The organism is Corynebacterium sp. HMSC078H07 (genome assembly GCF_001812805.1).
Classification (GTDB): domain Bacteria; phylum Actinomycetota; class Actinomycetes; order Mycobacteriales; family Mycobacteriaceae; genus Corynebacterium.
This window is the reverse complement of sequence record NZ_KV810494.1, coordinates 164,336-180,525: the sequence shown is the minus strand read 5'-3', so window position 1 is coordinate 180,525 and position 16,190 is coordinate 164,336. Positions and strand designations below refer to the sequence as shown.

Below are 16,190 nucleotides of genomic sequence, written 5' to 3'. Positions count from 1 at the left end.
AATCCCCCATGACCCAGAACCCTAAAACACCCCAGGAAACCCCGCAACCGGAAGGGGAATGCGTGACATGCAGACAACGAATGCCCGTAAGTTCACGCTAGTAACTCATCCGGTGGTATGTTTGTTGAAACAAACGACATAGTGGCCTCGCTCACGTTTGACCTTTAGGTGAAAATGCCTGGGAAGACGGCTACAAGCGGACCTGAACTAGCACTATGAGGAGGCGGGCATGAGCCAAGCAACCGAAACGAGTAGTACGCATGCAGCGAATGGCGCTTCGCCTGCGAATGTGGACAGGGGAGCTGTCAGTAGCGAAGCGATGGGGTGGCACCGCGTACTGGACTGGCGTCCAAGGAGCACGCTGTCGCGCGTTTTGATTGTTTTTCTGCTCGTCGCACCCATCGTTGTGGCCGGCACCATGATGTGGGCCATGTGGGATCCCTCCAAGTACATGCGCAATATTGACTTGGCGGTGGTGAATGAGGATGTGGGCGTCGAGAAGCAAGGCAAATACACCAACTACGGCGATCAGGTCGTCGAAGGCCTCATGGAAACGGAGTACCTCAATTTCGCCGAGGTCAGCAAGGGCGACGGGGATGAGGGCCTGCTTAAGGGCAAATACCTCATGGTCGTGACCATCCCGAAGAACTTCTCCGAGCAGGCCGTGACGATTATTAGTGAGAAACCGGTCAAGCCGGAGATCCATTTCGCCACCAATGACTATTACGGCACGAATGGCTCGGTGATTTCGTCGAGCCTCATCCCGCAGGTACAGACCAGCGTAGAGAACGCGATTTCCAAGAAATATGCCGACCAGGTCATTGAGGGACTCAACAAGCTCAGTGATGGATTGGGAACGGCAGCGGAAGGCGCAGGGCGCTTGGATGAAGGCGCGGGCAAGTTGCAAGACGGCGGTGGCCGCGCGGTCGAGGGCATTGCCAAACTCGACTCCGGTGCGACTGAGCTCAATAACGGTACGGGTCAGCTTTTGGATGGCACGACGCGGCTTAATGATGGTGTGGGGCGCTTGAGTGCTGGCGCTGCACAATTGGATGATGGTGCAGCACAGCTTGCCGACGGCTCGGATAAACTGCTCGCTGGCACCGGGCGCCTTGCTGATGGCGCGGGCCAGATTGATGGCGGTGTCAATCAGCTCACGGGCATGCTTATTCCACTGCTTAAGCAGGCTCAGGCCGTCGCACCGGCACTGCTGCAGCTTGTCGACGTCCTCCGCAGCCTCGGCATGACCGAGCAGGCCGAGCAGTTGTACTCTTTGGTCTCCAAGCTCGACCCAGCAGCGAGCGGCAATATGGTGGCCCAGTTAGAGAAGCTGTCAGCCGGTACCGGCCAGCTTTATTACAATCTCTCTGACCCGAACTCGGAATACCTCGGCGGCATGACGGCGCTCAACGACGGCGCCCACCGCCTAGCCGGTGGAACTCAAGAACTGCGCAACGGTGTGGGTGAGCTCAGCAGCGGCGCCGTCCAGCTTCACGATGGTGCTTCTCGTCTTCATGAGGGCACAGGCACACTCAAAGATGGCACAAGCCAGTTGGCGGCGGGTGGCACAGAGTTGAAGGCAGGTATGGACCAGCTCAAGGAAGGCTCCAACGAACTAGCCACCAAGCTAGCCGATGGCGCCGCGAAGGCTCCGTCTATCAGCCAGCCAGATACTTCTGCACAAAACATGGCGGTGCCTATCAACTTCACATCGTCCAATGTTCATCCGGTGCAGACCGTGGTCAACCCGATCGACCCGACGCACAAGAACATCACGGGCGGAGCATCGATGCTCTTCGTGCTTGTCTTTGGCTTCCTCGTTATGCTGCTTCTCGCGATGACGCTGCCGTACTATCTGGGGCGGCGCAATGGGGCCGCATCCAGTCCGGTTCGTGGCGTCTTGGCAGCGTTCGGTGTGGTGGCAGGTCTCAACTTCCTGGTTTTGGGCTTCATGGCGTTCATGTCAGCCACGGTGGGGTGGTCCCCAGCCAGCTGGCCGATGATGCTGCTCGTTATTGCTGCTATTGCGGCGGTCGGTGCGGCGACGTACCAGTTCTTCCTGGTCACGTTCGGCCGCAAGATTGGAGCTATCTTCTCCGTCGGCGCCTTTGCCCTCGGAATCATGGTCTTTGGCGGCGTGTGGCCAGTGGCGGCTATTCCACGTCCGCTGAGCATTTTGCATCCTTTCCACCCGATGTCGTATGCGAAGAATGCCTTTACCCGAGCTACTGACGGCATCCACGATGGCACCTTCTGGGCGGGCATCGCCGTTCTGTTTATCGTGAGCGCGTTGGCGCTGGTGGCCTCTTGCGTGGTGTTCCGCGCGCGCCACCACGGTACCGCTCGCATCCTCGACGAGCACCTCTTCCGCCCGAAGGTGGCGGCGAGCGCCTAGAAGCGATACGCGCCGAGCCCGCCGGGGAGGCTGCGCAATTCGATGCCCATTTCGGCAGCGAGGTCGGCATAGCGCAAGACAAAACCGGCGCTTCGCCCGCCTGAGGGGCAGGCCACGTACACCAGGTCCGAGTCACAGGAAGAGAGGGCGAGGCGCACAGAGTCGTTGTCAGTGACGGTATGCCATGGCAGTGATACCGCGTCCGCAGTGAGAGTGGGGTGCTCAGAGATGTCGAGGAGGGCGGCGTGGCCGTCGCGAAGCTCCGGCGGTAGTTGCGGTTCGTCGGGCAAGGCGGTGACGAGGAGGCGGTCTGGGTCGGCGCCCACGCGCAGCGAGCGGAAGCCACCGGGCAGCGCGTCGTAGGATGTCACGCGCCCGACCATGTCCCGATGTTCGGGGAGTGCGCCGAGCGTGGCGAGGGCTGCGGTGGCCATCAGTCCGGCAATGACAGACGTCGTGGCCCCGAGAACCCCAGCTGTGGAGCACTCGAGGGACTCACCTGCGGGCGGGGCGGGGAAGAGATCGCGCAGGCCCACGCCGCGCCCGTCAGCGCAATTGGGGCCAGAGTGCCACAGGGCGGCCTGCCCGCCGTAGCGCAGCACGGTTCCCCAGGCCAGCGGGGTGGAGGTAATTTCGCAGGCATCGGCGACGAGGTATTTCGTGTCGAAGGTATCTGAGCCATCGAGGACGAGGTCGGCCGCAGAGCACAGCTCGAGGACGTTAGTGGAATCGAGGCGTTCTTTACGCGCGGTGATGGTGAGCTCGGGGGCGAGTTCACGGGCGCGTGCGGCTGCGACCTCCGCCTTGGGCTTGCCGACGTCCCCCACACCAAACAGAACTTGCCTGTGCAGGTTACTGATGTCGACGGTATCGGAATCAATGAGCGTGATGCGGCCAATTCCTGCGGCAGCCAGCTGCTGAAGGGCGGGGCAGCCAAGGCCTCCTGCGCCCACGACGAGCACGTGCGCGGAATTGAGTCGTTCTTGGGCGACGTCGCCGAAGCCCGGCAGGAGGCGTTGGCGCGCGGTCCGGGCGAGTTCGGTCTCGCTGAGCATGATGGCAGTCCTTCTACAAGGGGCGGTGGTGGGCTACAGGACCTGGTCAGCCCAGTTGGCTAGACCCTCGAAGGTGGAGGAAGCCTGGGCGTGCTCGCGCTGCGGGATGCGCCCGGCGTTGCGTGCGAGGCGTCCTGCTTCGACGGCGTGGCGCATGGCGGTGGCCATGGCTTCCGGGTTCTGGCAACGGTTGACCGCGCTGGCGAGCAGCACGCCGGAGCAGCCGAGTTCCATGGCGAGGGTGGCGTCGGAGGCGGTGCCGATGCCGGCGTCGACAAGCACGGGCACCGAGGCGCGCGAGCAGATGAGCTCGAGGTTGTGCGAGTTGAGGATGCCCAGGCCGGTGCCGATGGGGGCGCCCAGCGGCATGACGGCCGCAGCGCCAGCATCCTCAAGTCGCTGGGCTGCCACAGGGTCGTCGCTGGTATAGGCCAGCACGGTAAATCCTTCGGCGCTGAGCAGCTCGGTGGCGTCGAGGGTCTCTACGACATCGGGCAGCAGCGTGTGTTCATCGGCGATGACCTCTACCTTCACCCACGAGGTTCCCAGCGCCTCGCGGGCCATGCGGGCGGTGAGTACCGCCTCGCGCGCGGTGCGGCAACCGGCGGTATTGGGCAATGGCGCGATGTTCAGACGGCGCAGCAGATCAAAGATGCTCTCGCCGCCGCTGGTGCCAGCGTGGCGCCGCATGGCCACGGTGGTCAGCTCGGTTCCGGATGCGACGAGCGCGCGCTCGAGCGCCTCGTGGCTCGTGGCCCCACCGGTACCCATGATGAGGTGCGAGGAAAAGGTGGTATCGGCGATGGTGAGCATTTAACCTCCTTGGACTGCGGTGAGGATTTCCACGGCTGCGCCTTCGTTAAGTGGGGTGGAGTCCCACTGTGAGCGGGGAATGACCTGTTCAGCGACGGCCACTGCGGTGCCGTCAGGAGCGATGCCCTTTTCCTTAAGCAGCTGGGCGACGGTATCGGCCGCCGTGTCATAGGCCTGGCCGTTGAGGATGAGGATCATTGTGGCTCCTTGAGATGTCGCAGGGGATTGCAGGCAGTGAGATCGATACTGGGATCGGTTCCTTCGATGAGCTCGCGGGTACAGCGCGCGGCTAGGGCCGTGAGCAGGATGCCGTGGCGGAAATAGCCGGTAGAGATGACGAGCCGGTCGCTGACGCGGCCAAGATAAGGCAGGTCATCCGGCGTGCCGGGACGAGCACCTGCGCTGGCCTCGAGGAACTCGCACTCCTCGACGGCGGGGAGGATGCGGATGGCGTCGCGAAGCAGCGCGTAGACCCCGCCGGCTTGTGCGGAGGCCAGGGAATCCTCGCGGGTCGTTGCGCCGACGGCGAGGGTGCCATCGGCTCGAGGGATGAGGTAGATGGGGCGATCCTCCACGAAGCCGCGGACGACCCGGGTAAGCAGCGGTTGTAGGTGCTCTGGCACGCGCAGGCGCACGATGTCGCCATACACCGGGCGCAGTTGGAGGGGAGAGCGTTCAAATCCCGCTGAGCGTGCCCAGTCGACGTCGCGGGCGCCCAGTCCAGCAGCCAGGACGACGTCATCCGCGTGGAAGTTGCCAGCGGGAGTGCTGACCATGCCTGTAGCGGCATCAATCGACTGTGCCGCCGTACGGAAGAATCGCACGCCGAGCTCTTGGGCTGCGCTCAGCAGCGAAGCGGCCCACTGGCGGGGAAAGACCTGGGTATCACCGGGGATGCTCACGGCAGCGGCGAGACGCGGGGAGAGAAGCGGTTCGGCGCGGCGGGCCTCGCGCACGGTGATGCGCTCGACCTCCATGCCGTGGAGAGATTGATAGTCAGCTAGCTCAACAAGGTGCTGGGCATCCGCCCGGTCAGCGGCGACGACAAAGGTGCCTTCATCACGGTAGCCGGTGGGTACCTCCGTGTGGGACGCCACCAGATCGATAAGTTCCGGGTACCACTCGCCGGAGGCTCGCATCAAGGGAAAGAGCGGATCCTGCTGGTACACCACCTCTGCAGTGGGGGCGAGCATCCCGCCGGCGAAGTGCGTGGCTCCGGAGGCCGGCGCAGGATCCAGCACGGTGACCTCGTGACCCCGGGAAGCCAGCTCCACTGCGGTGGCTAGGCCCACTACACCTGCGCCGACAATGATGACGGAAGAATCAGAGGCGATAGTCATCGCGCACCTTCATCGAAGCCGGACAGCAGCTCGCGGCAGTAGGCTTCAGGGTCGTCGGCATGCATGATGCCGCGCACGACAGCTAGGCCGGCCACGCCAGTTGCGGCAAGATCTGCTGCGTCGTTGACGGTGACATCCCCGATGGCCACGAGAGGAACGCGGGAAAGTTCCACCAACTCTGGATAGGCATCAAGACCTAGCGGCGGGCGGCCGGAGTCCTTCGTTGGGGTGGAACGGAAGGGGCCGCAGCCGATGTAGTCAATATATTGAGCTACCTCGTTGGCCGCCTCGACCAGCTGGCGAGTACCCGTGGTTAGCCCAATGATCGCCTCTGGCCCTAACAGTGCGCGGGCGGCGGCTACGGGCAGATCGTCTTGACCAATGTGTACTCCGTGGATTGCTTCGCCGTCGTGGCGCAGGGCAGCGGCGACGTCCACGCGGTCGTCGATAAGCACACGCGTTTCTGGGTTGGCCTGTGCCACCGCACGCGCCACGTCGCGGCCCAACAGGTAGAGGTCGTGGGCAGAAATCGGCTTAGAACGTACCTGCACGACACCCGCCCCGCCGCGCGCTGCGGCAGCCGCGATGCGAACGACGTCCGCATGCGAGCCCGCGCCCGTGACGAAGTAGCAGCGAAGATCAGGCATTGACGCCGTCTTCCTCGTGGTACAGCTGCGAACCCTGCGCCTTAAACTCCTTCGACTTGCGCTCTTCACCTGCGCGGGCAGCAGCAATAACGTCCGGATCGACGGAGCCTTGGCCCGGGAAGCTGGGCATGCCGAGGGAATCGGAGAACGTATCGCGAATGTCTTGGCTGATGCGCATGGAACAGAACTTCGGGCCGCACATCGAGCAGAAGTGTGCGGTCTTGGCCGGCTCGGCGGGCAGAGTCTCATCGTGATAGGCCTGTGCGGTATCCGGGTCGAGGGAGAGCGCAAACTGGTCGTGCCAGCGGAACTCGAAGCGGGCCTTGCTCATCGCATCGTCCCAGGCGCGTGCACCCGGGTGGCCCTTGGCCACGTCGGCCGCATGGGCCGCGAGCTTATAGGTGATAACGCCGGTCTTCACATCATCGCGGTTAGGCAGCCCCAAGTGCTCCTTCGGAGTGACGTAGCACAGCATGGCCGTGCCACCCATGGCGATATGTGCCGCGCCGATGGCGGAGGTGATGTGGTCATAACCCGGCGCGATATCGGTAACCAGCGGGCCTAGCGTGTAGAAGGGAGCATCAGAAGCCCAGTCCTGCTCTAGCTCGTTGTTTTCCTGAATCATGTTAAGCGGCACGTGGCCGGGGCCCTCCACCATGACCTGAACGTCGTACTCCCAGGCGCGCCGGGTGAGCTCGCCGATAGTCTTGAGCTCAGCGAATTGTGCGGTGTCGTTGGCGTCCGCCAGCGAACCTGGACGCAGACCATCGCCGAGGGAGAAAGCGACGTCGTAGCGCGCGAAAATCTCGCAGAGCTCATCGAAGTTTTCGTAGAGGAAGGACTCCTTGTGGTGTGCCAGGCACCAGCCCGCCATGATGGAACCACCGCGGGAGACAATGCCCGTCACGCGGTTCGTGGTCAGTGGCACGTAGGGCAGCAGCACGCCGGCATGGATGGTCATGTAGTCCACGCCTTGTTCGCACTGTTCGATGACGGTATCGCGGAAGATTTCCCACGTCAGGTCTTCTGCGACGCCGTTAACCTTTTCCAGGGCATGGTAGATGGGCACGGTGCCGATCGGGACCGGTGAGTTGCGCAGAATCCATTCGCGCGTGGTGTGGATGTCATCACCCGTGGAGAGATCCATGACGGTATCCGCACCCCAGCGCGTGGCCCAGCGCAGCTTGGACACTTCCTCAGCGATGGAGGAGGTCACCGCAGAGTTGCCGATGTTGGCGTTTATTTTGGTGAGGAACTTCCGTCCGATGATCATCGGCTCCGATTCCGGGTGGTTCACATTATTGGGCAGGATGGCGCGGCCGCGCGCGATTTCGGAGCGCACAAACTCCGGGTCGCAGTGCTCGCGCAGGGCCACGAACTCCATCTCCTTGGTGATGATGCCCTGGCGTGCGTAGTGCATCTGTGTCACACGCTTGCCTTCCTTTGAACGCAGCGGCTGGCGACGCTCGCCCTTCCACTCCTGGGAAGCTGCACCGCGGCGCTCGGCGGAGCGGCCGTCATCTGCCAGGTTGCGGGCGCGACCTTCGTAGGCCTCTACATCGCCGCGCTCGGCAATCCATTCTGCGCGCAGTGCCGGCAGGCCCACCTCAGGTTCACACTCCGGGCCACGGGTGCGGTACACGCGGAAAGGCTCGTTGGGGCCGGTGGGGGAATCATCCAGCTGGATTTCCGTCTCAGGCACCTCGAGGCCCTTCTCCCGGATGGGGGAGTAGGAGTGCTTGGGGTGGATCTCTCCGGAGTCGGAGGACTGGATGGGGTTATGGGTAGCCGTCATGGCTGCTCCTCTCTTCCTTCGCTGGTGCTAACCAGACAGGTTCGAACGGTGCAGGCGCGGTGTCAGCGCCACTCTCAGCCCGCTTCCTGCGGGCACCCGTGGGGTATCAGTGCGTTTCCCACCATAGAGGGTAAATCCCAGCCATGTCAGGCGTTTGGAACAATTTGGCCGGTGGGGGTGAGGTATGGAAAGATGACGTTGTTCTATGTAACAGGCACGAACCGGTCAGCTACCGAAGGTGGCGCTAGGGTCCTCTGTCTTAAACTGAAAAGGAAAACATTCAATGGCAAACCTCATTGACAAGGTTGACGCAGCACAGCTGCGTGACGATATCCCGTCCTTCCGCCCGGGTGACACCCTCGACGTCAACGTCAAGGTTATCGAGGGCAACACCGAGCGTACCCAGCTCTTCAAGGGCGTCTGCATCCGCCGCCAGGGCGACGGCATCCGCGAGACCTTCACCGTCCGTAAGGTCTCCTTCGGCATCGGCGTGGAGCGTACCTTCCCGGTTCACTCCCCGAACATCGCCTCCATCGAGGTAGTTCGCCGCGGCCGCGTTCGCCGCGCCAAGCTGTACTACCTGCGCGACCTGCGCGGCAAGAAGGCCCGCATCAAGGAGCGCCGCTAGTTCTAGCTGCTCTGCTCAGCCCTCCGCTTCCCACCTTTCCTGGTGGGAAAGGCGGAGGGCTTTGTGCTTTACAACGCCGCTCCTGCCGAGCCGCATACCGAGGATGTCGTTACGCATTGCTAGGATTTAGCGCGTGGATAAAGACAAGGACATGACTAAAGGTGTCTCTGAGGACCTCACCGATGGCGTCGCGAGCGGTGAGCAGGGCGCAGAGAAGAACGTGGATGCGGCGGTAGGGGGGACGTCGGCAAGCACTGCACTGCCTGCGAAGAAGCAGGAGAAAGAAAAGAAGCAGATGCCGTGGTTCCTGGAGACCGTCATCGTCGTGGTCTGCGTACTCGCGGTGGTTGGCGTGTTCCAGAACTTTGTGGGCCGCCAGTACGTCATCCCTTCCGGTTCGATGGAACCGACCTTGCATGGCTGCGCCGGCTGCAACAATGACCGCATTTTCACCGAGAAGGTCTCGTATTACGGCGACAAGAACCCAGAGCCGGGTGATGTTGTGGTCTTCAAGGGCACCGAGGATTGGGATACCAACTGGCAATCCCCGCGCTCGGATAACCCGGTGATTCACCGCATTCAGGATGCTTTGAGCTATGTCTCCCTCACCCCGCCGGATGAAAACACCCTGGTTAAGCGAGTCATCGCTACCGGAGGCCAGACTGTGTCCTGCCAGGAAGGTGACCCAGCCGTCATGGTGGATGGCAAGCCCATCGAACAGGACTATGTTCAGGACCCGCCCACCTACCGCGTGGATGAAACCACCGGCTCCTATGCTTGCGGCGGCGCGTATTTTGGTCCGGTGACCGTACCGGAAGGCAATATTTGGGTGATGGGTGATAACCGCACGGCGTCGGCGGACTCGCGCTACCACATGCAAGATGCGTACCAGGGCACCATCCCGCTGGAGAACGTGCGCGGCAAGGTGATGTTTGTCTTCTTCCCCTTCAACCGCATCGGTGGGGTCGATGACCCGGACATCCAGTCCTAAACGCAGCCCGGAAGCCGCACGCCTGCGCACACGCGATGTGCTGTGGGCGCTTGCGGTCACCTTTGCTGTGTTGGCGCTCATCCAAGCCTTCGTGGGGCGGATGTACCTTATTCCATCGTCCTCGATGGAACCGACCCTGCATGGCTGCCCTGGGTGCGCGAACGACCGCATCGTCGTGCAGAAGGTCAGCTACTATTTCTCTGACCCGCAGCCGGGAGACGTCGTGGTCTTTTCCGGACCAGATTCGTGGAATACCTCGTTTGACGTCGCACGTTCCCGCAACGTTGTCGTGCGCGGGCTGCAAAACTTGGGTGCCGTGGTGGGATTGGTGCCTAATGGGGACAACATCCTGGTCAAACGTGTCATCGCCACAGGTGGGCAGACCGTGTCCTGCGAGGAAGGCGATCCTTCCATCATGGTCGACGGCCATGCCACGAGTCAGGAATTTGTCCTTGACCCGCCAGAGATTCCCATCGATAGCAGCGTGGGCTCCCAGGCGTGTGGTGGTGCCTTTTTTGGCCCGGTGACTGTACCGGAAGGCCACCTGTGGGTCATGGGAGATAGCCGCACCAATTCCCTCGACTCCCGCGCGCATCTGGGCGATAAACTACAGGGCACCATCCCCGTAGAGAATGTGCGTGGCAAAGTCGAAGCCGTGGTCCTGCCGGTCAACCGTGCGCATCCCATCGACCATCCAGATCTATGAGGCGGCTGAAGCAAAAGCGCACGTATGAGGTGGCGTTAACAAAGGCGGGCCTAGGGCCGGTGGCAGGCGCGGATGAAGCCGGGCGCGGGGCCTGCTGTGGACCGGTGACGATTGCAGCCTGTATCCTTCCGGAGCGCATCGTGCCTGGGCTTGAGCGTCTTGATGATTCCAAGAAGCTGAGCCCTGCTGCACGCGCCCAGTTGGAGCCGATTATTAAACGGCGGGCTTTAGCCTGGTCCGTGGTGCACATTGAAGCCCGAGACATCGACACTTTTGGTATCCAGCACGCCAATGTGTCCGGGATGCGCCGCGCGGTGGCGCAGTTAGAGGTCCGTCCAGGCTATGTGCTTACCGACGCCCTCCTCGTCCCCGGTATCCCTTCCCCGCAGCTGCCGATCATCGGTGGCGATGCCGCCGCGCGGTGTATCGCAGCAGCGAGTATCTTGGCCAAAGTGTCGCGGGACCGTTTCATGGACGACCTTGAAGAGCGCTACCCGGGCTACGGGCTGGGCAGTCACAAGGGATATGGCACCGCCGCGCACCAGGAGGCCATTGCTCTTTTGGGGGCAACACCGGAGCACCGGATGAGCTACCGCAATGTTGCCGGCGCCCATGCGGACTTCCTCGCGCGCGCCTGAGCGCTTCAACGCTGTGCGGGAAGTAAGCTGAGGCACGTTCTGACACAACACGTGACAACCGCCGGAGACGTGAGCGAAGGAGAAGCACACCGTGAGCGCTGAGGAACTCGATAACTACGAGGCTGAAGTCGAGCTGTCGCTGTACCGCGAGTACCGCGATGTGGTCAGCCAATTCTCCTATGTGGTGGAGACCGAACGCAGGTTTTACCTGGCCAACGCCGTCGAACTTATCCCGCACACGTCCGGACCTGATGTCTATTACGAGGTGCGCATGTCGGATGCGTGGGTCTGGGACATGTACCGCTCCGCGCGTTTTGTGCGCTACGTCCGCGTCATTACCTACAAGGACGTCAACATTGAGGAGCTGGACAAGCCGGACTTCGTGCTTCCGGACTAGTCCAAGCTGTGGATAACCCTGAGGGTGTGGGGTGACCCCGGACTCGTTATCCACAGATATGCCGTGTGGGGCTGTGGGCCCCTCGTCGGGAGATAGGTGCCTAGGGTGTTCTGGATAGTGCCGTGAGGTCCACGGCACGAGGACTGGGCTTGTGTCGTGCTTGCGGCGTGTAGAGAACACGACCATTCCAAGGAGCACCTCCATGACCAGAACCTCAGCAACCTCGCTTCGGACAGGAGCCGTAAACACCCCGGCCGCAGGCCAGACCATCCGCCCTCAAGACGCTTTAGGGCGAGCGGGTGAAAAATTCGCCGCCGACTTCTACCGGGCACGCGGCAGCCAAGTAATAGCTGCAAACGTGCAGTATTCGGTGGGGGAGATAGATCTCGTTGTACGTGAGCGGGATGGAACCATCGTCTTTGTTGAGGTAAAGACCCGCGCCACGCGCAACTATGGCGTCGCAGAAGCGGTGACGAAGCGCAAGCTGCAGCGCCTACGCAAGGCTGCCGCCTACTGGCTCGATGGAAAGCCGCTTTCCGACGTCCGCTTTGACGTCCTCGGCCTCGTACAATCTGGCGCCGACTTCGATGTGGAGTACTTCCAGGGGGTGGAACATGGCGCTCGGTAGGTGCGACACGATTGCGCTTGACGGTGTACTTGCCAAAGTCGTTGAAGTGGAAGCCAATGTCGGGCCAGGACTCCCGGGAGTACACGTGGTGGGCTTGGGCGATGCCGCGATTTCTGAGTCACGCGACCGCATCCGCACAGCGGTGAGCAACTCTCACTTGCCTTGGCCCAAGACCAAAGTCGTGGTGTCGATGTCCCCGGCGTCGCTGCCCAAGGCCGGAGCCCATTTCGACTTACCCATGGCACTTGCCATTCTGGCAGCGGGGCAGGCGGACAATAGCCGTCTTGACGGGACAATCGTGCTGGGTGAACTGGGACTTGATGGCCGCGTGCGTCCTGTCTCCGGCATTATCCCCGCGCTCCTGGCGGCACGCTCACAAGGCTACGACACGCTCATCATCCCGCCAGGCAATGCCGCGGAAGCAGCGCTCGTACCGGGCGTGCGGGTTCTTGTCGCGGAGACACTGTGGGATGCCTTCGCTTGGGCATGCGGTAGCGATTGCCTTGCCACAGCGGACCTCGTTGCACGCGACGTCGTAGCGCTGCGCGAGGAGGTGTCCGACTTCAGCGAGGTGGCCGGGCAGAAGGAAGCGAAGTGGGCAGCAGAAGTTGCCGCAGCCGGCGGACATCACGTCATGATGGTCGGCCCACCTGGGTCTGGAAAGTCTATGATTGCCTCCCGTTTGCCCAGCATTCTGCCGCGGTTGACTACCGACCAATCAGTTGAAGCTACCGCTATTCATTCGGTGGCAGGTTCAGTAGGGACTGTCATTTCCCGGGCACCCTTTATCGCCCCGCATGCCTCAGTGACGAGAGCCGCGCTTATTGGTGGTGGTTCGGGCCGCCCGCGGCCGGGAGCGGTGAGCTTAGCTCACCATGGAGTTCTCTTCCTCGATGAGGTCAGTGAGGTACCAGCACAAGTGTTGGACGGCCTTCGCGCGCCGTTGGAAGAAGGGCAGGTGCGTTTAGCCCGGGCGCGCCGGGAGGTCACATTCCCTGCACGTTTTCAGCTGGTGCTCGCGGCGAACCCCTGCCGCTGCGGCACAGAAGATTCAGCGCGCTGTGAATGCAGGTCGGTGGACCGGATGAACTATCTCTCCAACCTTTCGGGCCCCTTGCGTGATCGCCTCGACATTATCGTCTCCTTGTCCGGCCAGTCCGCAGTGCTCAATGCCGAAGGCGAGGAAACCTCAGCTGTCATTGCGCAGCGCGTAGCCGAAGCCCGTGGACGCATGACCGCTCGATGGGAGAAGGACGGTCTAGGCGTGGTGAATAACGGTGCTGTTCCGGCCTCGTACCTGCGGCGTCATCGTCCTGCAGCTGAATCTGCCATGATCATGCTGGCAGCCTACTTGGCTGAAGGGGAGCTCAGCCAACGTGGCGTAGACCGAGTACTGCGATTGGCCTGGACACTGGCGGATCTCGACGGCACAGTTCGACCTGACCTCGACCACGTCAGCCGGGCACTTGACCTGCGTGGCGCAGGAACAATCGAAAGGCTGGCGGCATGAGTGAACTCAATCTATCGACACCCCAGCACACTTGGGCCTACCTCAACCGCGTGGTGGAGGGACCCTCACCTGTGCTGCATGGACTGCTCACTCACTACCCCGCAGAAGAGATTGCCCACGGCATTTATAGGGGAGAGGACTGGATCGGTCCGTTGCGCCAGTCCACGGCTTCGCGGCGTGATTGGTTGCGTCAAGATGAGGACCTAGCCGCCGCGGAAGCAGTAGGAGCGAGGTTGATTACCCCGGACGACAACGAGTGGCCGGGCGAGGAGTTCTCCAGTGCTTTCGGTTTCTATCAACAGGGGCTTGTCGATGCACCCGCCACCTTCGATGACCAAGCTGTCCCTCCCCATAGTTTGTGGGTACGCGGCGGTAATCTGCGTGAGGCCGTAGCGCAGTCTGTTGCTCTGGTCGGCACTCGTGCAGTTAGCCGCTACGGCTGGGAAGCAAGCCGGTTATTAGCAGGCGGCTTAGCTACCCACCAGTGGACAGTTATCTCTGGCGGCGCGGTTGGTGTGGACACCGCTGTTCACGAAAGCGCCTTGGACGCAGGCGGCCAAACAGTGGCGGTGGCCGCCTGCGGCATCGATATTTCCTATCCGGCGCGCAACGCACAGCTCTTTGAGAAGATTGCCGCGTCAGGCTGTGTTGTTTCGGAGTTCGCGCCTGGGACCCGGCCGCAGCGCTTTCGATTTCTTTCTCGTAACCGGCTGGTGGCAGCGATGACGGCAGGCACTGTTGTAGTGGAGGCTGGCTTTAGATCGGGTGCGCTCAACACCTTGAACTGGGCGGAAGCTCTGGGCAGAGTAGCTATGGCGGTGCCGGGGCCGATCACTACGTCGGGTTCCTTGGGCTGCCACCAGCGCATCCAGGAAGGTCGCGCGCAGTTGGTGGCTTCTGCTGATGAGGTACGAGGTTTGGTTGGCCAAGTCGGTGCCGTGGACGCGGCGGGACAATACGAGTTGGAATTCCAGCCCACAGCGGTCCAGCGGCTTTCTCGAAACGAGCTCAAGGTGTATGACTCCACGCCTCCTGAAACCGCGGATGAAGGAGCGAGTGCTGAAGACATTGCCGCGGCGGCAGGGATGCGCGTGGCCTTGACAGTGCACCTGCTGGTGGCGATGCAGAAGATGGGGGTGATAAGCCGCACTGGCTCGCTCTGGCAGCGTACCTGAGTACACTCTTGAGCTATGAGTGGCGCAAGTGAAAGCAGTGGGCGGCGCGTCGGGGCGCAGCTGGAGGAAGCAATAGAGGACTTCGCTGAACACCAGCGTGTTGTCCGTGGCCGCTCATCCGCCACCGTTCGCGGATACTGCTCAGACTTGCGCCTGCTTAGTGGCAGCGTGCCTGACTTTGCCTCGTTCACGTTGACTGCGCTGCGCGCGTGGCTGGCACGCGCAGTCGAGGAAGGGAAGTCTCGGTCCACGCTGGCGCGGCGCACCGCGTCGCTGCGCGCATTTTCGACGTGGGCGGCACGTGAAGGTTATCTCGCCACTGATGTGGCTCAACGCCTCGTTACGCCAAAAGTAGGCAAGCACTTGCCGACCGTCATGTCACCCACCGCCGCAGGTGAGCTCATGGGCAATGCAGTCTCCACTGATGAGGTTCACTTCCTGCGTGATAGCGCCATGCTGGAATTCCTCTACGCCACGGGCGTGCGTGTTGCGGAACTGGTTGGGCTGGATATCGGCGATGTTGACCTCGCGCGCCGAACCGCGCGCGTAACCGGTAAGGGAAATAAACAACGGGTTGTGCCCTTTGGGGCAGCAGCTGCAGAGGCGCTTGAAGCGTGGTTGAGTTCTGGGCGCGGACAGCTAGCGGGTGACACGGAGGCGGTGTTTGTGGGGACTCGGGGTGGTCGTATTGATGCCCGCCAAGTGCGACGAGTTGTGGACCGCGCCGCACAAGTAACAGGAGAGTCGGGTCTGACCCCGCACGGACTTCGGCACTCGGCCGCCACGCATTTATTAGAAGGCGGCGCTGATCTCCGTATTGTCCAAGAGTTGTTGGGGCACTCTTCGCTGCAGACCACGCAGGTCTATACCCACGTTTCGGCGCAGAGACTCAAGGACGTCTACGCGCGTTCCCACCCACGGGCTTGAGCCGGATGACGGGTTCGCCCAACAGCCCTAATGGGTCGATGTAGTCCTCACGTCCTTCCACGGCACCCCAGTGGAGTCCCGGATAGCCGTCGACGGACGGCGCCAGCGTGCCAATGATGTCTCCCTCTGTGACGTGGTCACCTTTTTTGACTCTCGCAAAGACAGGTTGATAGGTCGTGCGAATCCCGTCGTCATGCTTGATGGATACCACGGGTTTACCAGCGACCGAACCCGCGAAGTGCACCACTCCATCCCCGGCCGCGCGCACAGAGCCGCCTACTGGCAGGGCTAAGTCAACACCGCGATGACCGGAGAGCCAGCGCTGCTCGGGAGGCTCGAATCCCCGCAATACCTGAGTAGCTGTGGGAAAACCGGTCGTCGGATCGACGTAAGACAGGGCCTGCGGAACAGTGACTACGGCAACGTGAGCCAGGACGGCGACGGTCGCAAGAACGGTGGTGATGTGACAACGGTGCTGCATGATTCCAGCATTGATGCTTGAGATTGTCGTGGGAAGGGGGAGAAAGTGAGGTGTGGATAAACTG

At 62.1% G+C, this 16,190-nt stretch carries 17 protein-coding genes and 1 riboswitch; of the genes, 10 read left to right on the top strand and 7 right to left on the bottom strand.

From position 1 onward, the window contains the following. Positions 1–229 precede the first annotated feature (229 nt). Positions 230–2,395, top strand: coding sequence for a YhgE/Pip domain-containing protein (locus HMPREF2875_RS09045; RefSeq protein WP_070672282.1), 2,166 nt, complete (start codon positions 230–232; stop codon positions 2,393–2,395). Here HMPREF2875_RS09045 and HMPREF2875_RS09040 read toward each other — a convergent pair. The 6 genes from HMPREF2875_RS09040 to thiC form a co-directional block, all read right to left on the bottom strand. Then, positions 2,392–3,450 carry a ThiF family adenylyltransferase gene (locus HMPREF2875_RS09040; RefSeq protein ID WP_070672278.1) on the bottom strand — a complete coding sequence of 353 codons (1,059 nt, stop codon included), beginning with the start codon at positions 3,448–3,450 and terminating at the stop codon, positions 2,392–2,394. The two genes, HMPREF2875_RS09045 and HMPREF2875_RS09040, sit on opposite strands and share 4 nt — an antisense overlap. 33 nt (positions 3,451–3,483) lie before the next feature. Further along, positions 3,484–4,263: a thiazole synthase gene (locus HMPREF2875_RS09035; protein ID WP_070672276.1), complete on the bottom strand. Its 780-nt coding sequence runs from the start codon at positions 4,261–4,263 to the stop codon at positions 3,484–3,486. Further along, positions 4,264–4,461, bottom strand: coding sequence for a sulfur carrier protein ThiS (thiS, locus tag HMPREF2875_RS09030; RefSeq protein ID WP_070672274.1), 198 nt, complete (start codon positions 4,459–4,461; stop codon positions 4,264–4,266). Beyond that, positions 4,458–5,603 carry a glycine oxidase ThiO gene (thiO, locus tag HMPREF2875_RS09025; protein ID WP_070672272.1) on the bottom strand — a complete coding sequence of 382 codons (1,146 nt, stop codon included), beginning with the start codon at positions 5,601–5,603 and terminating at the stop codon, positions 4,458–4,460. Before thiO ends, thiS begins: the two co-directional genes overlap by 4 nt. After that, on the bottom strand, positions 5,600–6,250 hold the full coding sequence (locus HMPREF2875_RS09020) for a thiamine phosphate synthase (RefSeq protein ID WP_070672270.1): 651 nt from the start codon (positions 6,248–6,250) through the stop codon (positions 5,600–5,602). The genes thiO and HMPREF2875_RS09020 overlap by 4 nt, the downstream gene beginning before the upstream one ends. After that, entirely contained in the window at positions 6,243–8,045 is a 1,803-nt protein-coding gene (gene thiC, locus HMPREF2875_RS09015) for a phosphomethylpyrimidine synthase ThiC (protein ID WP_070672269.1), read from the bottom strand. The genes HMPREF2875_RS09020 and thiC overlap by 8 nt, the downstream gene beginning before the upstream one ends. Next, positions 8,041–8,155, bottom strand: a riboswitch (TPP riboswitch). Its footprint overlaps the gene before it by 5 nt. A gap of 173 nt (positions 8,156–8,328) precedes the next feature. Here thiC and rplS point away from each other — a divergent pair. The 9 genes from rplS (at position 8,329) to HMPREF2875_RS13265 (ending at position 15,645) form a co-directional block, all read left to right on the top strand. Next, positions 8,329–8,673, top strand: coding sequence for a 50S ribosomal protein L19 (gene rplS / locus HMPREF2875_RS09010; protein ID WP_070672267.1), 345 nt, complete (start codon positions 8,329–8,331; stop codon positions 8,671–8,673). 295 nt (positions 8,674–8,968) lie between these two features. Beyond that, the gene (gene lepB, locus HMPREF2875_RS09005; protein ID WP_210388182.1) at positions 8,969–9,664 is read left to right on the top strand and encodes a signal peptidase I; all 696 of its coding nucleotides are present in this window, start codon (positions 8,969–8,971) and stop codon (positions 9,662–9,664) included. Next, positions 9,642–10,370 (top strand): signal peptidase I, encoded by a 729-nt coding sequence (gene lepB, locus HMPREF2875_RS09000; RefSeq protein ID WP_070672266.1) that lies wholly within the window; start codon positions 9,642–9,644, stop codon positions 10,368–10,370. Before lepB (HMPREF2875_RS09005) ends, lepB (HMPREF2875_RS09000) begins: the two co-directional genes overlap by 23 nt. Continuing rightward, positions 10,367–11,008, top strand: a complete 642-nt coding sequence (locus tag HMPREF2875_RS08995) for a ribonuclease HII (RefSeq protein ID WP_070672264.1) — start codon at positions 10,367–10,369, stop codon at positions 11,006–11,008. Before lepB (HMPREF2875_RS09000) ends, HMPREF2875_RS08995 begins: the two co-directional genes overlap by 4 nt. A gap of 91 nt (positions 11,009–11,099) precedes the next feature. Continuing rightward, complete coding sequence (locus tag HMPREF2875_RS08990) at positions 11,100–11,405, top strand: DUF2469 domain-containing protein (protein WP_039675937.1); 306 nt, start codon at positions 11,100–11,102, stop codon at positions 11,403–11,405. Between the two features lie 202 nt (positions 11,406–11,607). Next, complete coding sequence (locus HMPREF2875_RS08985; protein ID WP_070672262.1) at positions 11,608–12,033, top strand: YraN family protein; 426 nt, start codon at positions 11,608–11,610, stop codon at positions 12,031–12,033. Continuing rightward, complete coding sequence (locus HMPREF2875_RS08980; RefSeq protein ID WP_070672261.1) at positions 12,020–13,543, top strand: YifB family Mg chelatase-like AAA ATPase; 1,524 nt, start codon at positions 12,020–12,022, stop codon at positions 13,541–13,543. Before HMPREF2875_RS08985 ends, HMPREF2875_RS08980 begins: the two co-directional genes overlap by 14 nt. Further along, positions 13,540–14,718, top strand: coding sequence for a DNA-processing protein DprA (gene dprA, locus HMPREF2875_RS08975; RefSeq protein WP_070672259.1), 1,179 nt, complete (start codon positions 13,540–13,542; stop codon positions 14,716–14,718). The genes HMPREF2875_RS08980 and dprA overlap by 4 nt, the downstream gene beginning before the upstream one ends. A 15-nt stretch (positions 14,719–14,733) precedes the next feature. After that, positions 14,734–15,645: a tyrosine recombinase XerC gene (locus tag HMPREF2875_RS13265; protein WP_083311897.1), complete on the top strand. Its 912-nt coding sequence runs from the start codon at positions 14,734–14,736 to the stop codon at positions 15,643–15,645. Here HMPREF2875_RS13265 and HMPREF2875_RS08965 read toward each other — a convergent pair. Continuing rightward, positions 15,608–16,126, bottom strand: a complete 519-nt coding sequence (locus HMPREF2875_RS08965) for a M23 family metallopeptidase (protein WP_070672255.1) — start codon at positions 16,124–16,126, stop codon at positions 15,608–15,610. The two genes, HMPREF2875_RS13265 and HMPREF2875_RS08965, sit on opposite strands and share 38 nt — an antisense overlap. Positions 16,127–16,190 lie beyond the last annotated feature (64 nt).

What these genes read in the sequence shown, in the direction of transcription:
- HMPREF2875_RS09045 (WP_070672282.1), top strand. Translation starts at nt 230, where the DNA reads ATGAGCCAAGCAACCGAAACGAGTAGTACGCATGCAGCGAATGGCGCT.
- HMPREF2875_RS09040 (WP_070672278.1), bottom strand. Translation starts at nt 3,450, where the DNA reads ATGCTCAGCGAGACCGAACTCGCCCGGACCGCGCGCCAACGCCTCCTG.
- HMPREF2875_RS09035 (WP_070672276.1), bottom strand. Translation starts at nt 4,263, where the DNA reads ATGCTCACCATCGCCGATACCACCTTTTCCTCGCACCTCATCATGGGT.
- thiS (WP_070672274.1), bottom strand. Translation starts at nt 4,461, where the DNA reads ATGATCCTCATCCTCAACGGCCAGGCCTATGACACGGCGGCCGATACC.
- thiO (WP_070672272.1), bottom strand. Translation starts at nt 5,603, where the DNA reads ATGACTATCGCCTCTGATTCTTCCGTCATCATTGTCGGCGCAGGTGTA.
- HMPREF2875_RS09020 (WP_070672270.1), bottom strand. Translation starts at nt 6,250, where the DNA reads ATGCCTGATCTTCGCTGCTACTTCGTCACGGGCGCGGGCTCGCATGCG.
- thiC (WP_070672269.1), bottom strand. Translation starts at nt 8,045, where the DNA reads ATGACGGCTACCCATAACCCCATCCAGTCCTCCGACTCCGGAGAGATC.
- rplS (WP_070672267.1), top strand. Translation starts at nt 8,329, where the DNA reads ATGGCAAACCTCATTGACAAGGTTGACGCAGCACAGCTGCGTGACGAT.
- lepB (WP_210388182.1), top strand. Translation starts at nt 8,969, where the DNA reads ATGCCGTGGTTCCTGGAGACCGTCATCGTCGTGGTCTGCGTACTCGCG.
- lepB (WP_070672266.1), top strand. Translation starts at nt 9,642, where the DNA reads ATGACCCGGACATCCAGTCCTAAACGCAGCCCGGAAGCCGCACGCCTG.
- HMPREF2875_RS08995 (WP_070672264.1), top strand. Translation starts at nt 10,367, where the DNA reads ATGAGGCGGCTGAAGCAAAAGCGCACGTATGAGGTGGCGTTAACAAAG.
- HMPREF2875_RS08985 (WP_070672262.1), top strand. Translation starts at nt 11,608, where the DNA reads ATGACCAGAACCTCAGCAACCTCGCTTCGGACAGGAGCCGTAAACACC.
- HMPREF2875_RS08980 (WP_070672261.1), top strand. Translation starts at nt 12,020, where the DNA reads ATGGCGCTCGGTAGGTGCGACACGATTGCGCTTGACGGTGTACTTGCC.
- dprA (WP_070672259.1), top strand. Translation starts at nt 13,540, where the DNA reads ATGAGTGAACTCAATCTATCGACACCCCAGCACACTTGGGCCTACCTC.
- HMPREF2875_RS13265 (WP_083311897.1), top strand. Translation starts at nt 14,734, where the DNA reads ATGAGTGGCGCAAGTGAAAGCAGTGGGCGGCGCGTCGGGGCGCAGCTG.
- HMPREF2875_RS08965 (WP_070672255.1), bottom strand. Translation starts at nt 16,126, where the DNA reads ATGCAGCACCGTTGTCACATCACCACCGTTCTTGCGACCGTCGCCGTC.